Origin of the sequence: Streptomyces hainanensis (genome assembly GCF_004348415.1) — a bacterium.
GTDB lineage: Bacteria > Actinomycetota > Actinomycetes > Streptomycetales > Streptomycetaceae > Streptomyces > Streptomyces hainanensis.
This window is the reverse complement of the sequence record NZ_SMKI01000208.1, coordinates 1-13,144: the sequence shown is the minus strand read 5'-3', so window position 1 is coordinate 13,144 and position 13,144 is coordinate 1. Positions and strand designations below refer to the sequence as shown.

General features: G+C 73.4%; 14 protein-coding genes and 1 pseudogene. 4 read left to right on the top strand and 11 right to left on the bottom strand.

Translation table 11 applies throughout. The features are described from left to right. Nucleotides 1-109: 109 nt before the first annotated feature. The 6 genes from E1283_RS19705 to E1283_RS19680 all read right to left on the bottom strand — a co-directional run bounded on the left by E1283_RS19705 (nucleotide 110) and on the right by E1283_RS19680 (nucleotide 4,392). Nucleotides 110-1,132: a LacI family DNA-binding transcriptional regulator gene (locus E1283_RS19705; RefSeq protein WP_132819415.1), complete on the bottom strand. Its 1,023-nt coding sequence runs from the start codon at nucleotides 1,130-1,132 to the stop codon at nucleotides 110-112. A gap of 147 nt (nucleotides 1,133-1,279) precedes the next feature. Further along, nucleotides 1,280-1,744: a PPOX class F420-dependent oxidoreductase gene (locus E1283_RS19700; protein WP_132819414.1), complete on the bottom strand. Its 465-nt coding sequence runs from the start codon at nucleotides 1,742-1,744 to the stop codon at nucleotides 1,280-1,282. Between the two features lie 17 nt (nucleotides 1,745-1,761). Next, nucleotides 1,762-2,010, bottom strand: a complete 249-nt coding sequence (locus E1283_RS19695; protein ID WP_132819413.1) for a hypothetical protein — start codon at nucleotides 2,008-2,010, stop codon at nucleotides 1,762-1,764. Continuing rightward, entirely contained in the window at nucleotides 2,007-2,303 is a 297-nt protein-coding gene (locus tag E1283_RS19690; RefSeq protein ID WP_132819412.1) for a hypothetical protein, read from the bottom strand. Before E1283_RS19690 ends, E1283_RS19695 begins: the two co-directional genes overlap by 4 nt. 95 nt (nucleotides 2,304-2,398) lie before the next feature. After that, nucleotides 2,399-3,604 carry a helix-turn-helix domain-containing protein gene (locus tag E1283_RS19685; protein ID WP_132819411.1) on the bottom strand — a complete coding sequence of 402 codons (1,206 nt, stop codon included), beginning with the start codon at nucleotides 3,602-3,604 and terminating at the stop codon, nucleotides 2,399-2,401. Nucleotides 3,605-3,696: 92 nt separating this feature from the next. Then, complete coding sequence (locus E1283_RS19680; RefSeq protein WP_132819410.1) at nucleotides 3,697-4,392, bottom strand: alpha/beta fold hydrolase; 696 nt, start codon at nucleotides 4,390-4,392, stop codon at nucleotides 3,697-3,699. Nucleotides 4,393-4,587: 195 nt separating this feature from the next. On the opposite strand from E1283_RS19680, the gene E1283_RS19675 reads away from it, so the two are divergent. Further along, entirely contained in the window at nucleotides 4,588-5,229 is a 642-nt protein-coding gene (locus E1283_RS19675) for a phage tail tip lysozyme (protein WP_132819409.1), read from the top strand. Between the two features lie 66 nt (nucleotides 5,230-5,295). Here E1283_RS19675 and E1283_RS19670 read toward each other — a convergent pair whose 3' ends face one another. Next, a complete protein-coding gene (locus tag E1283_RS19670) occupies nucleotides 5,296-6,327 on the bottom strand; it encodes an aldo/keto reductase (RefSeq protein ID WP_132819417.1) in 1,032 nt (343 codons plus the stop codon). Between the two features lie 307 nt (nucleotides 6,328-6,634). Here E1283_RS19670 and E1283_RS19665 point away from each other — a divergent pair, with 307 nt between their 5' ends. After that, the gene (locus E1283_RS19665; protein ID WP_132819408.1) at nucleotides 6,635-7,237 is read left to right on the top strand and encodes a hypothetical protein; all 603 of its coding nucleotides are present in this window, start codon (nucleotides 6,635-6,637) and stop codon (nucleotides 7,235-7,237) included. A gap of 104 nt (nucleotides 7,238-7,341) precedes the next feature. On the opposite strand, the pseudogene E1283_RS38860 reads toward E1283_RS19665, so the two are convergent. Together E1283_RS38860 and E1283_RS19655 are read right to left on the bottom strand one after the other, a co-directional pair. Continuing rightward, nucleotides 7,342-7,518 (bottom strand): annotated as a pseudogene (locus tag E1283_RS38860) (VOC family protein); the annotation flags it as partial. 161 nt (nucleotides 7,519-7,679) lie between these two features. Further along, a complete protein-coding gene (locus tag E1283_RS19655; protein WP_132819407.1) occupies nucleotides 7,680-8,252 on the bottom strand; it encodes a MarR family winged helix-turn-helix transcriptional regulator in 573 nt (190 codons plus the stop codon). A 150-nt stretch (nucleotides 8,253-8,402) separates the two neighbouring features. Between E1283_RS19655 and E1283_RS19650 the strand changes: the two genes are divergently transcribed. Both E1283_RS19650 and E1283_RS19645 read left to right on the top strand, forming a co-directional pair. Then, complete coding sequence (locus tag E1283_RS19650) at nucleotides 8,403-9,485, top strand: alkene reductase (protein ID WP_132819406.1); 1,083 nt, start codon at nucleotides 8,403-8,405, stop codon at nucleotides 9,483-9,485. A gap of 81 nt (nucleotides 9,486-9,566) precedes the next feature. After that, nucleotides 9,567-9,938, top strand: a complete 372-nt coding sequence (locus tag E1283_RS19645) for a PPOX class F420-dependent oxidoreductase (protein ID WP_132819405.1) — start codon at nucleotides 9,567-9,569, stop codon at nucleotides 9,936-9,938. A gap of 45 nt (nucleotides 9,939-9,983) precedes the next feature. Here E1283_RS19645 and E1283_RS19640 read toward each other — a convergent pair whose 3' ends face one another. Beyond that, nucleotides 9,984-12,056, bottom strand: a complete 2,073-nt coding sequence (locus tag E1283_RS19640; protein ID WP_207930460.1) for a GMC oxidoreductase — start codon at nucleotides 12,054-12,056, stop codon at nucleotides 9,984-9,986. A gap of 146 nt (nucleotides 12,057-12,202) precedes the next feature. After that, nucleotides 12,203-13,030 (bottom strand): TIGR03620 family F420-dependent LLM class oxidoreductase, encoded by an 828-nt coding sequence (locus E1283_RS19635; RefSeq protein ID WP_132819403.1) that lies wholly within the window; start codon nucleotides 13,028-13,030, stop codon nucleotides 12,203-12,205. Between the last annotated feature and the right edge of the window lie 114 nt (nucleotides 13,031-13,144).

Genomic DNA, 13,144 nt, shown 5'->3' with positions numbered 1-13,144 from the left:
GCCCCGACCCAATCGTTCGACACTTCGAACGATGATCGGATCGCCGGGCACGACTGCGGGCGAGGAAGGACGGGGGCGGCGTCAGGGCCCGGGGCGGCGGCCGTGCGGCTCAGTGCGCCGCCGGCGGGGCCGTGCTGTCGCGGACGATCAGCTCGGTGGCCAACTCGACCCGGTTCTGCGGGAGTTCGCGCCCCTGGGCCAGGGTGAGCACCATGGTCGCGGCGGTGGCGGCCATCTCGGCGAGCGGTTGACGGACGGTGGTGAGCGGCGGCGTGAGCCAGGGCGAGGGGAAGAGGTCGTCGAACCCGACGACGCTCAGGTCCTCGGGAACCCGCAGCCCGGCCTCGGCGGCCGCCCGGTACACGCCGAGGGCCTGACCGTCGTTGCCCGCGAAGATCGCGGTCGGCGGGTCGGCCAGCCGGAGCAGGTCCCGGGTGTGCTTCAGCCCGTCCAGGATCTGGAAGTCGCCGGTGCGGACGAGGGCGGGGTCGACCGGCAGGCCCGCCGCGTCCATGGCCGCCCGGTAGCCGTCCAGCCGGGCGCGGCCGGCCAGCACGTCCTCCGGCCCGGTGATCATGGCGACCCGCCGGTGGCCGAGGCCCAGCAGGTGCCGGGTGGCCGACAGGCCGCCGCTCCAGTTGTTCGCGCCCACCGAGGGCGAGGCGTGCCCCGGCTCCCCGGTGGGGTCGACCAGCACGAACGGGATCCCGCGGCTGCTCAACCGCTCCGCCTGCGGCCCGGTCGGCCCGGAGAACACCGAGATCACCCCGGTCGGGCGGCGGGCCAACACCCCGTCCGCCCAGCCCTGCCCGGGGGTGTGCCGCCCCTGGAGCTCGGCGACGACCACGGCCAACTGGTGCTCGGCGGCGACCTGTTGGACCCCCTGGTAGATCTCGAGCGGGTAAGGACCGCGCACCTCGTGGAAGACCAGCTCCAGCAGGGCCGCGGGACCCGCGACCTTCTGCCGACGGTATCCGTGGCGCCGGATGATGTCCTCGATCAGCGAACGCGTCGCGGGCGCGACGTCCGCCCGGCCGTTGACGACCTTGGAGACCGTGGCCACGGAGACGCCCGCGCGCTTCGCGATCTGCGCGATCGTCAGCGGCTCGTCCCGGGCTTCGGCTGGAGGCATGCGAGCAGTCTAACGACGCCACTTCCGATCCTTTCGAAGAGGACGGTGCCATACGTCAACGGCTCTCTCGACGGCTCAACGGGCCGTTCCTACAGTCCTCCCACCGCAACGATCGGTCAATAGCCTCGAATATTTTCGCCCGTGCCGTCACTCCACCAGCCGGGCCGGGAACCCACCGGTGGCGATCGGGCTCCACCGCTTCGGCGTGATCCGGATGATCGACTTCCCCTGCCGGACCATCGCGGCCCGGTACTCGTCCCAGTCCGGATGCTCGCCGGAGATGTTGCGGAAGTACTCGACCAGCGGCTCCACCGAGTCGGGCGCGTCGACGACCTCCGCCTCCCCGTCGACCTGCACCCACGGCCCGTTCCACTCGTCCGACAGCACCACGAGCGACACGGCGGCGTCCCGCCGCGCGTTCCGGGTCTTGGCCCGCTCCGGATACGTCGACGCGACCAGCCGCCCCGAATCGTCGACCCCGCACGTCAACGGCGACGCCTGCGGGGCACCGTCCGCCCGTCGGGTGATCAGCAGACCGCGATGCCGAGGCCGAACGAACTCCAGCAGACCGGCCAGGTCGACGGTGGTGTTGGTGGCGATGGAAGGGCTCATGACGACACCGTATGACATCACCCCGACCCGAGGGAGGCACCACCGGAACCCCCCACGGCCGTCAGGACGGTGGCGTCCGCCGTCCACTCCCGTCCGCTCCCGTCCACCGGGCGCATGTGCGCCTCCGCGTGCAGTACGCGGCCGCTCTCCCGCGCCACGTGTTCGAGCACGCCGTCCAGCCGGCCGACGCGGCCGGTCGTCGGGTCGGTGACCAACTGCCCCATCAGCTCGTGCCCGCCCCAACGCAGCGAGATCTCCACGGTCACCGGGCCACCGCCTTCCCCGGCTTCCAGGGGCAGGTGACGGCGTGGTCGTCATTCGCCACGATGGCGTGGCGGCAGTAGCCGCAGCGGACGGGGGTCCAGAACTCGACGGGCCCTTCCAGGCCGGTGACCACCGTGACGTCGGCCTCGGGTTCGGTGTGGTCGTCGTGTTCGGCCCGCCGCGCCAGTGCGCCGAGTAGGCCCAGCAGCGTGAGCCGCCAGTGGCATGCCACTATCGGCCTCGCGGCGACGGTCGAGGTCGGGGTGCTCACGTCGAGCGCTGCGACGATCACCATGGTCGTCTCCAGTGACTGGCCGATTGCTGACCGTCACAGCGTGGCGCCCCCGGTAGGCCCTGGTGTTCCCGCGATCGGGAACAATCGGCGGTCGCCTACATCCCGACCCACGCCGCCAGCGACGCCAGCGTGCCGGGAACCAGCCGGGACCGGCGGACCAGCACGCCCACGGTCTCCCGCATCAGCGGGTGGTAACGCGCCTGCTGCGGGGCCGCCTCCCGAGCCCTGAACAGCTCCTTCTGCGCCGCCTCCGAGCGCCCCATCTGTGAGTAGGCGCGCGCCAGTTCGATGTGATAGCGGCCGACCCGCATACGCGGGTGATCCGCCGGGAACCGCACCTTCCGCGCCGACTTCATCGCCGCACCGAGTTGCCCGAGCTCGACGGCGGTGGCGACGTCGAAGTGCGCGACGCTGGTGGGACCGAACGACGCCCAGTACACCGACGGCACGTCCTTGCCGATGCGCTCGGCGACGGACCGGGCCTCCTTCATCCGCTCCTTCACGTCCTCGGCGTTCCTCGCCTGCGCTGTCGCGATGGCCCCGGCCAGGTGCAGACTCCCGGCCACCGCGAGCACCGGAACCGAGCCGGGAGCGTCGTGCTGCCCCACCAGCTGGTGGGCGCGGTCGAGAACGCGCAGCGCCAACGGGTTGTCGCCCCGGCGTAGCAGCATGCTGGAGCGACGCTGGAGCCTGAGCGCCAACAGCAGTGGGTCCTGCGCCTGTTCGCCCATGTGCCCCATGCGTTCGAGCGCGATGGCCGCGAGATGGTGGAAGCCCAGCCGGTAGGCGAACTCGTAGGCCACCCAGTAACACCACGCCAGCTGTGCGGCGGCCCGGCGCCGCTCCGCGCCCTCGGGCAGGTCGCTGATGAGGGTGGTCAACTCGGACAGCAGCGCCGGCAGCCGGTCGCCGGTCCGGGTGTACTCGGTGGCACAGGCAGCCCTGCACAGGTTGTCCACCTCGGCCGACACCACGCGGAACGGCCGCGGCCTGATACCGAGGTCGGGGCCGAGGTCATATGTGTCGAGGGCGTACGCCAGCGGCGCGATCATGCGGTCGAGCCGGTCCTGGCGCATCTCTTCGAGGTAGGGCTGGCCGTTGAGCACGTCGACCTCGACATCGAGCGCGCGGGCGATGGCGGCGACGACGGCGGGGGTCGCGGGCGAGAGCCCGGCCTCGATCTTCGCGATGGTCGATCGGGCGACGAACGCCCGTTGCGCCAGGCCCACCTGGGTGAGGTGACGTAGCTTCCGGTAGTCCGCGATCCGTGCACCGGTGTGGTCGTCAGCGGGATGTGGCATGCGGCACTCCGTTCTGAACCAGGCACTCAGGACGGTACCCACGTCGCCACCGGGCGTGAACAGCGAACGCCCACATACCTGCGCGGCGCCGCCTACCCGGCGTCGGTGCCGGCGGCCGTCGTGGCGAGGAGGTGGGCGAGGGTGTGCGGTGCGGTGACCATCGGCCAGTGGCCGGAGGCGAGGTCGATCAGGTCCACGTGGTGGGCCGCGGCGAGTTCGGGGATGTCGCCGGCGTCGATCCACTGCCTGGCCTCGGCGGGGCTGAACTCGGGGCAGACGACCGTGACCGGGACGTCGAGGCGGCGGTCGTCCGTCAGCCGCACCAGGCCGGTGGCCACGCCCTCGGGGACCGGGATGGCGGCCGACGCGAAGCGGTGCCTGGCCGCCTCGTCGAGGTCGGCGGAGTCCGCTCCTTCGAAGGGGCCCCAGCCGGGGAACGGCATCGCGCCGTCCTGGATCGGGAAGAAGTCGGCGTACGGCTTGCCGTCGGCGGTCGGGAAGCCGCCGATCATGACGACCCCGGCGATCCCCGCCGGGCGCGCGTCGGCGACCAGCCAGGCCAGGGTGGAGGCGGCGGAGTGCCCCACGACCAGCGGCTTCTCGGGCGCCGCGTCGACCGCGGCCAGCACCGCCGCCAGCTGGTCCTCGAGCGTGGCGGCCGTGACCCCGTCGCCCTGGCCGGGGAGGGTGACCGGGACCGGCCGGTGGCCGAGCGACCGCAGCTCGGCCGCGACGTCGTCCCAGGCGGACCCGTCGAGCCACAGCCCCGCGACGAGCACGATGTCCATGATCAGTTCCCCGTTCCCCGTTCCTCGGTGCCAACCCGCGGTGGCAACCCACGCTGGCACCGACCCTAGCGACGCCCACTGACAACCCCGCCGGGCCGATCCGAAACCCGGTATCGGCGGCCCTTCGCCCGGTTAACGGCTCCGCGGGCGGAAACCCGGGGCGGAACAGACCTAGAGCGGGATTGCGGGAGCATCATGACCAACCAGACGAAGGACCAGCACTGGGAACAGCAGAGCCTCGAGAAGCGCATGCTGTACGTGATGGAACACCTGATCGACGACTACGGCTACCCGGTGAACGGGGCGGCCGGGGTGGTGGGCAACCTCGTGGCCGAGTCCGGGGTGATCCCGAACCGGATCGAGGGCAGCGCCCCCGGCACCCCGATGCGCTCGCAGAACTTCGCCGGTGCCGTGGTGAACCACACGCCGCAGGCCATCATGAACCGGAACTCGGCCCAGCACGTCGGGCCGGCCAGGCCCGGGATCGGCCTCGCGCAGTGGACCGCGCCGCCGCGCCGCGCCGGCCTGTTCAGCCATCCCTTCGACGGCGGAGGCGGGCTGGGCGCGAACGCGGTCTTCAGCATGGACGACCAGATCGACTACCTCGCGGACGAGATCCACGACGTCTACGCCGGGGTCAACGCCTTCCTGAAGAAGTCGACCGTGCAGGTGAACGACGCCTGCGACGAGGTCGTCTACAACTACGAGGTCCCGGGGGCCATCATCCAGGGCGGCTCCAGGCTGCCCCGCTCCGATCCCCGGGTCCGGGACGTCTTCGCGAAGCGGCGCCCCTCGGCCCAGGCCGCGCTGAACGCCTACCGGGCCGCCCACCCCTGAGCCGAGCCGCCGGCCGCACGCGAGCGGCCGGCCGGCCGCACGCACCCGCCGCCCGGCCCCGAGGGGTCACGGGTGGCGGCGGCGTGCCTCGGGGGTGAGTTCGGCCTCGCCGTAGCTGTTGTCGGCGGGGTTGACCGTCACGCCGGGGGCGACGAGCGCGTCGATCCGGTCGAGGAGTTCGGCGGTGAGCGTGACGTCGGCGGCCGGCAGTTGGGACTCCAGCTGCTCCATCGTGCGGGGGCCGATGATGGCGGAGGTGACGGCGGGGTGGTTGATGACGAACGCGATCGCCAGCTCGACGAGGCTGAGCCCGGCCTCCTCGGCCAGCACCGCCAGGCTCTCGGCGATCTCCAGCTTGCGCTGGTTCTCCGGCAGTGACATGTCGAACCGTCCGGCGAGCCGGCTCCTGGCCTCCGAGGCCGGGGCCTGGGCGTCCCGGCCGGTGCGGTACCGGCCGGAGAGCCAACCGCCGCCGAGCGGGCTGTAGGTGAGGATGCCCATGCGGTGCCGGCGCGCCGTCGGCAGCACGTCGAGTTCGATGCCGCGCACCATGATCGAGTACGGCGGCTGCTCGGTCACGAACCGTTCGAGGCGCCGGTCGTCGGCCACCCACTGGGCCTCCACGATCTGGCTGGCCGCGTACGACGACGAGCCGAGGTAGCGGACCTTGCCCTGCCGCACCAGGTCGGTGAGCGCGCCGAGCGTCTCCTCGACGTCGGTGTCCCGGCTCGGCCGGTGCACCTGGTACAGGTCGATGTGGTCGGTGCCGAGCCGGCGCAGCGAGTCCTCCACCGCCCGCGTGATCCAACGGCGGGACGCGCCGCGCTGGTTGGGGTCGGCGCCCATCGGCATGAAGAACTTGGTGGCCAGCACGACGTCGTCGCGGCGGCCCCTGAGCGCCTTGCCGACGATCCGCTCCGACTCGCCGTCCGAGTACACGTCGGCGGTGTCGACGAAGGTGATCCCGGCGTCCAGCGCCCGGTGGATGATCCGGATCGACTCGTCCTCGTCCTCGTTGCCCCAGGGGCCGAACATCATCGCCCCCAGGCACAGCGGGCTGACGGAGACCCCGGTCCCGCCGAGCACCCGGTTCCGCATCGTCATGGTCATGCCTCCTGGAACTCTGGTCCGCGCCGTCCACCGCGCTCTCCACCGACGGTCTCCGGCACGCCGGGGGCCTCTCCCGGCACGGCGGCAGGCTAGGCGCGTGCCGCCCGGCGAGGCAGGCCCTGCCACTCCCCTGATCGTCATTCACCCTCGCGTGGGCCGCATCCGGGCGAGGAAGAGGCCCCGCGACACGTTCGGCCCGTCCGCGATGGCGCCTCGTCGGGAGCGACCAGAAGATCGTCTCGACGGCTTCCCCTGACGTCCCTCATCCCCCCACGCGACAGAGAAAGAGTTGGAGATGAACAGAAGTTCACTGAGATCCCTCGGTACGTTCGGCCTGGCCTCCGCGCTCGTCCTGCTCCCGGCGAGCGTCGCCCTGGCCGGCGACGGTCACGACACCCACGACGCCCCGCATGTCACGCCCGCGGCCGAGTCGGAGCCCGGCCAGCAGGGTGGGGGCACCGAGACCGGCGAAGGCAGCCTCACGGAGGCCGACGTCGAGGCCCAGCTGGAGCGGGTCAGGCGGGCGACGGACCGCTACCAGAACGTGCGGCTGGCAGAGGCGGACGGCTACACGCTCGGCGAGTCGTGCATCACCGGCCTGGGCTACCACTTCGTCAGGGAGGTGGCGGAGAGCCAGGAGGAGTTGGCGATCACCGAGCCCAACTCCGTGGTGTACGTGCCGCAGGAGGACGGCAGCCTGAAGCTGGCCGCCGTCGGCTACGTCTCCAAGCGGCCGGCCAGCCTCTTCGGCGAGGAGTTCACCCCGCCGCAGACCCTCCCCTACTACACGCTGCACGCCTGGGTCTGGGAGGAGAACCCGAACGGCACGTTCGAGCACATCAACCCGAACATCACCTGCCCGGGCCGCCAGGCGATCCCGCCGCCGCCGGAGTCCTGACCGGGCCTCACCCGAACGCGAGGGTCCCGGCCATCCGTGACGACGGACGGCCGGGGCCCTCGCCACGCCGCGCTCCGGGACCGGCCCGAGGCCGTCCGGCCGGCTCAGCCCCGGTACGGCGCGGCGACGTCCAGGACCCAGGTGACGCCGAAGCGGTCCCTGACCATGCCGTACAGCGGAGCCCACGCGGCGGCCCTCAGCGGGCGCAGCACGGTCGAGCCCTCGGTCAGCCGCTTCCACAGGCCGCTGAGCTCGTCGGCGTCGGCGCCGCGGAAGTTCAGGTGGGTCGTGGTCGTGACGGACATGGGGTGGCTCCTCGCCTGATCCGGTCGGGTCGGAGCCCACCGTTCCAGGGGTGGCGGACAGGGTGTGTCCGCTACGTCGATCGGACGGCCGTCGACGGCCGTCGGCGGCCGTCGGCGGCCGTCAACGGGCGTTCGGCCTAGGACCCGTCGGCCGGGCGGTCGCGGTCGCCGCCGCCGCCGCAGGGGGCGTTCCGCGCCGTGGCCCTGGCGAGGCGTTCCTCGATCCGGGCCAGGGTCTCGATGGCGGCCTCCCGTTCGTCGGCGGTCAGGCCCTCGGTGACGCTCCGTTCCATCTCGCTCCAGACGCGCTCCACCTCGTCGCGGAGGGCGAGGCTGGCCGACGTCGGCGTGATGATGGTGACCCGCCGGTCGGTGGTGGAGGGGGAGCGGCGGACGAAGCCGGCGTGTTCGAGGCGCCGGACGGTGCGGGTCATGGTGGCGGCGTCGGAGCCGAGCAGCGCCGCGAGGTCGCTCTGGCGCTGTGGGCCGTGCCGCCACAGCTGCATCATGACCAGCTCCTGCATGGGGTGGAGGCCGAGGCGGCGCAGCAGTTGGCCGGCGAGCATCCGGTGCAGGCGGGCGACGCGCAGGATCGCGTGCGTCATGGGGCCGTTGTCGACGGGCGGCGTGCCAGCGGCGCACCCGGCCCGGGCCGCGGCGGCCGCGGCCTCGGCGGCGGTCGGCTCGTCCGGCGCGTTCGACTGGCTCATGGTCAGGAGCCTACCGGCCACGGCTCTCCCTCCACCGGGGCTCCTGTGGCGCGGATCACAGTAGCCGGGGAATGCCCTTCGGGCCATTACTTGTTCGAGCAAGCATTGCCGGTCGCGGTGAGCGCGACCCCGAGGACGAGGAAACCGATCATGACCACGGCATTCGACCCCCACGACCTGGCCGGCAGGCGGCTGGCCAACCGCATCGTGATGGCCCCGATGACCCGCAGCCGCGCCTACGGCCCGGGCGCGAGCCCGACGGAGCTGATGGCGACCTACTACGCGCAGCGGGCGAGCGCCGGGCTGATCGTCACCGAGGGCACCCAGCCCTCCGTGGTCGGCCAGGGCTACCCGAACACCCCGGGCCTGCACTCGGACGAGCAGGTCGCGGCCTGGCGCGTGGTGACCGACGCCGTCCACGAGCGGGGCGGGGTGATCTTCGCCCAGCTGATGCACGCGGGCCGGATCGGCCACCCCAGCCTGCTGCCCGAAGGGCTGCGCCCGGTCGCGCCCTCGGCGGTCACGCCGCTCGGCCAGGTCTTCACCCAGGAGGGCCCGAAGGAGCTGGGCACCCCCAGGGAGCTGACCGACGCCGAGATCACCGCGACGGTCGCCGACTTCGCGTCCGCCGCGCGCCACGCGATCGCCGCCGGCTTCGACGGCGTCGAGTTGCACGGCGCCAACGGCTACCTGATCCACCAGTTCCTGGCGCCCAACGCCAACCGGCGCACCGACGCCTGGGGCGGCTCGGTCGAGGGCCGCGTCCGGTTCGCGGTCGAGGTGACGGAGGCGGTGGCCGCGGCCGTCGGCGCGGAACGGGTGGGCATCAGGCTCTCGCCCGGCAATCCGGTGAACGACATCGCCGAGGATGACCCGGAGGACACGGCCGAGGTCTACCAGACCCTGGTCGCCCGGCTGGCCCCGCTCGGCCTCGCCTACCTGCACGTGATGGAGGCCGCCGGCCAGCGCGAGCTCGTGCGCCGGCTGCGCGAGGGGTGGCCCGGCACCCTGGTGCTCAACCCCTTCACCGGCGGCGAGCCGACAGGACCGGCCGAGCTGAAGCTGGTCGAGGACGGCACGGCCGACCTGATCGCCTACGGCTCGCTGTTCCTGGCCAACCCGGACCTGCCGGCCCGGCTCGCCGCCGGCGACGGCCCGTTCAACGCCCCCGACCGCACCACCTTCTTCGGCGGCGACCACCGGGGGTACACCGACTACCCGGCCCTCGACTGACGCCGCCCCTCGGCGCCCGGCCGGGTGACCGGCCGGGCGCGGATACCCCACCGAGGACGCCCTCGTCGGAAGGTTGCGCTCATGACCTACTTCACCGAGACCCAGCGCGCGTACCTCGCCAGCCAGCGGCTGGCGAGGCTGGCCACCGTCGACCCCGACGGCCAGCCCCAGAACAACCCGGTCGGCTTCTTCCTCCAGGACGACGACACCATCCTCGTCGGCGGCCTGCGGATGGGCGCCACCAAGAAGTGGCGGAACCTCAGGACCAACCCCAGGCTCGCCCTCGTCGTCGACGACGTCGTGAGCGTCACCCCGTGGCGCGTCCGCTTCCTGGAGATCCGCGGCACCGCCGAACTCCTCGTCGGCCCGCACGCGCTCGGCTCGCACTTCAGCCCCGAGGTGATCCGCATCCACCCGCACAAGATCCACAGCTGGGGCCTGGACAACGAATGACGGTCGCGGGTCGGATGACTGCCCGATCAACCAAACGAGGGGCCGTCAGCCGGTCCGCCACCCGCCGGTCCGCCACCCGCCGGTCATCTCCTCGACGCTGCGCAGCGCGGTGGCGAAGATCGTCAGGACCGGGTTGACGCCGCCGTTGGTGACATGGACCGAGCCGTCCATGACGCGCAGGTTCTCGTGGCCCCAGACCCGGCCGAAGGAGTCGACCACCGAGGTCCGGGGGTCGTTCCCCATCCGCAGCGTGCCCGCCTGGTGCTGGCCGCCGGACGGGCCGCGGGGCGGGTACCGGTAGGCGAAGACGTCCCGGGCGCCGGCGGCGCGCAGCCACTCGGCGCTGCGGCGACTGGTGAAGTCGCGGGCCCGCAGGTCCTCCGGGTGCACGCCGCCGCTGATCCTGGCGACCGGGACGCCGTGCCGGTCGACCACCCCGTCGTCCACCCTGACCCGGGCGTCCGCGACCGTGACCTCCTGGATCGGTCCCATCAGCCGCAGGCTGCGGCGCACCAGCTCCCGCATGCCCCGCTTGCCCGCCGCCCCGTCGCGCGGCACGAGGCCGGCGCCGACGAGGTAGCGGTAGGTGTTGGACGGGGTCGCGACGAACTCGTTCGCGATGATCCCGCCGCCGATCAGGTCGCCGTTCCGGTGCCGGTGGTCCGTCGTCGCGATCGAGGGGCCGGGACCGACCAGGTCCTCGACGACGTCGCCGAAGACGCCCATCGCGCCGCCGTACAGGTGCCCCTGGAGGTGCCGGCCGACGAGGTCGTGGCCGTTGCCGATGCCGTGCGGCTCGCGCGCGCTCGGGCTGTTGAGCAGCAGCCGGGCCGACTCGATCGCGCCGGCGGCGACCACGACCTCGGCGGCGTCGACGTCCCGCCGCCACGCCACGCCGTCCACGGTGCCGACGAGGGTGACGCCGACCACCCGGCCGGCGCCGTCCGTGCGGATGCGGGCGGCCCGGCTCTCCAGCACGACGGTGGCCAGGCCGGTGGCGAACGCCCGCGTCAGCATCGTGTTCTGGCTGCCGTTCTTGGCGTCCACCTGGCAGGCGAAGCCGACGCACAGGTTGCACTGGGCGCACGCCCGCCGCCCGAGGTACGGGCGCGAGTTGATCAGCAGCGGGACGTACACGGTGCCGAGGCCGAGCGAGGCGGCCGCGGCGGCGAGGCGTTCCCGCGCGGGCCCGGCCGGCAGCGGGCCCATCGGCAGCTCGCGGGCCCGGGCGCCGGCCCACCGGCCGTCGTCCCCGCCGCCGCTGACGCCGATCTCCCACTCCGCGCGCTCGTAGTAGGGCGCGAGGTCGTCGTAGCCGATGGGCCAGTCGGTGAGCGCGCTGCCCGGCGGGACGCCGTAGGCGGTGGCCATCGCGAAGTCGAGCGGCGCGAACCGCCAGGCCTGGGCGCCGTAGACGCGGGTTCCGCCGCCGGCGGTGAAGGCGTTGTTGTGCCAGCCGGCGTCCGTGGGGTGCGCGACGAGGTCGTGGCGGCCGTCGTCCAGCACCCGCGGGTCGCCGTCGGCCGCGGGCCCGGAGAGCGGCGCCAACCCCCAGTCGGAACGCGGGTTCCTGAGGTGGTCGTGCGCCAGCTCGGCCGTCCCCGGCCAGCCCCCGGCCTCGACGACCAGCACCGTGCGGCCGGCCTCGGCCAGGCCGCACGCGGCGACGCCGCCGCCGGCCCCCGAGCCGATGACGACCGCGTCGTAGCGGGCGGCGAGATCCCTCGGGTGCGTGGTGGCCGGGGCCGCCGCCGCCACCGGGACGTCGGTCCCCCAGCCACCGAGCGGCTCCGGCCGCCAGTCCACCATCGCCCAGGACGCGGAACCCGCGTTGCCGCCGTTGCCGGCGTCCGCGTAGTAGCCGCCGGCGACGAGTTCCGCGAACCAGTCCCAGTGCGCGCTCGCCCGCCCCCGACGGATCACGTCCGCCACCCGCGGCCGCCAGTCGGGGCGTTCGGCGAGCACCGACTCGACGAAGGTCACCCCGCCGGCCGCGGACGCCGAGGGGAAGTCGTCCTCGGGGACGACCTCGTCGAGCAGCGCCGCGAGCCGCGCCCGCTCGTCCTCCGCCGTCCCCGCCTGGTCGGGTATGCGCCCCTGATCCCGTTGCTCCGACACGCCGGACCCCTTTCCTTTCGCCACGTTCGCGGCGAGTATCCCCGCGCGCCGCGCTCCGCTGTAGGGGGTGCCCGGCGCGGGCGTCCTCAGGCGAGGTTGGCCCAGCCGAGGTTGGCCCAGCCGAGGTTGGCCCAGCCGAGGTTGGCTCAGCCGAGGGCGGCGGCCAGCGCGCGCCATTCGGCGCGGGGCACGGAGTCCGGCCCGGTGGGCCGCACGGCGAGCACCACCTGGTCGGCGCCGGCCGCCAGATGCCGCCGCACCCGGGCGGCGACGGCGTCGACGTCGCCCCAGGCGACCACGCCGTCGATCAGCCGGTCGCTGGTCTCGGCCAGGTCCTCGTCGGTGAAGCCCATCCGGCGCAGGTTCTCGGGGTAGCCGCCGACCCGGCTCAGGAAGCCGACGGGCTCCCGCACGGCGTCCCTGGCCCGCCGCGGATCGGTCTCGACGACGACGTACTCCATGACGACCAGGGCCGCCTCCTCGCCCAGGGCGGCTCGCGCGTTCGCGGTGAACTCCGGGGTGACCAGCAGCGCCAGCGCGCCCGCCGCGCGGTCCCTGGACAGTTCGAGCATCCGGGGGCCGAGCGCGGCCAGCACGCGGGCGCCGGGCGGAACGGGAGGGTCGGCGGCGTCCAGCTGGTCGAGGTAGGCGTTCATGGTGTGCAGCGGGCGGCCGCCCTGCACCCCGCCGAGCCCGGTGATCAGCCGCCCCGGGGCGGTGGCCTCCAGGTCGCGGCGGAACGCGACGACGTCCTCGGGCGGATGCACCCGGGCGGGGATGATCGCGCTGCCGACCCGGATCCGCTCGGTCGCCAGGACGACGTCCCGCAGCGGGTCGAGGGTCGCCAGCTGACCGCCGGCGATCCAGAGCGTCGCGTAGCCGAGGTGCTCAAGCAGGACGGCGTCCTCGAGGTGCCCGCCGTCGGCGCGCACGTCCAGGGTCACACCGACGGGTCCCAGGCCGAGCCGTGTCATCTGTCAGTGCCTTCCATGCCGGTGGGGTCCTTCGCGGAACGACGACGACGCTAGACGCTCAACCAGGCTTGAGGTCAACCGACGGGCCGGGCGGCCGGGCGGCCGGGCGGAGGG

Coding starts and splice junctions, on each gene's coding strand:
- E1283_RS19665 (WP_132819408.1), top strand. CDS start 6,635: ATGAACAGAAGTTCACTGAGATCCCTCGGTACGTTCGGCCTGGCCTCC.
- E1283_RS19645 (WP_132819405.1), top strand. CDS start 9,567: ATGACCTACTTCACCGAGACCCAGCGCGCGTACCTCGCCAGCCAGCGG.
- E1283_RS19675 (WP_132819409.1), top strand. CDS start 4,588: ATGACCAACCAGACGAAGGACCAGCACTGGGAACAGCAGAGCCTCGAG.
- E1283_RS19680 (WP_132819410.1), bottom strand. CDS start 4,392: ATGGACATCGTGCTCGTCGCGGGGCTGTGGCTCGACGGGTCCGCCTGG.
- E1283_RS19685 (WP_132819411.1), bottom strand. CDS start 3,604: ATGCCACATCCCGCTGACGACCACACCGGTGCACGGATCGCGGACTAC.
- E1283_RS19690 (WP_132819412.1), bottom strand. CDS start 2,303: ATGGTGATCGTCGCAGCGCTCGACGTGAGCACCCCGACCTCGACCGTC.
- E1283_RS19670 (WP_132819417.1), bottom strand. CDS start 6,327: ATGCGGAACCGGGTGCTCGGCGGGACCGGGGTCTCCGTCAGCCCGCTG.
- E1283_RS19700 (WP_132819414.1), bottom strand. CDS start 1,744: ATGAGCCCTTCCATCGCCACCAACACCACCGTCGACCTGGCCGGTCTG.
- E1283_RS19705 (WP_132819415.1), bottom strand. CDS start 1,132: ATGCCTCCAGCCGAAGCCCGGGACGAGCCGCTGACGATCGCGCAGATC.
- E1283_RS19635 (WP_132819403.1), bottom strand. CDS start 13,030: ATGACACGGCTCGGCCTGGGACCCGTCGGTGTGACCCTGGACGTGCGC.
- E1283_RS19650 (WP_132819406.1), top strand. CDS start 8,403: ATGACCACGGCATTCGACCCCCACGACCTGGCCGGCAGGCGGCTGGCC.
- E1283_RS19655 (WP_132819407.1), bottom strand. CDS start 8,252: ATGAGCCAGTCGAACGCGCCGGACGAGCCGACCGCCGCCGAGGCCGCG.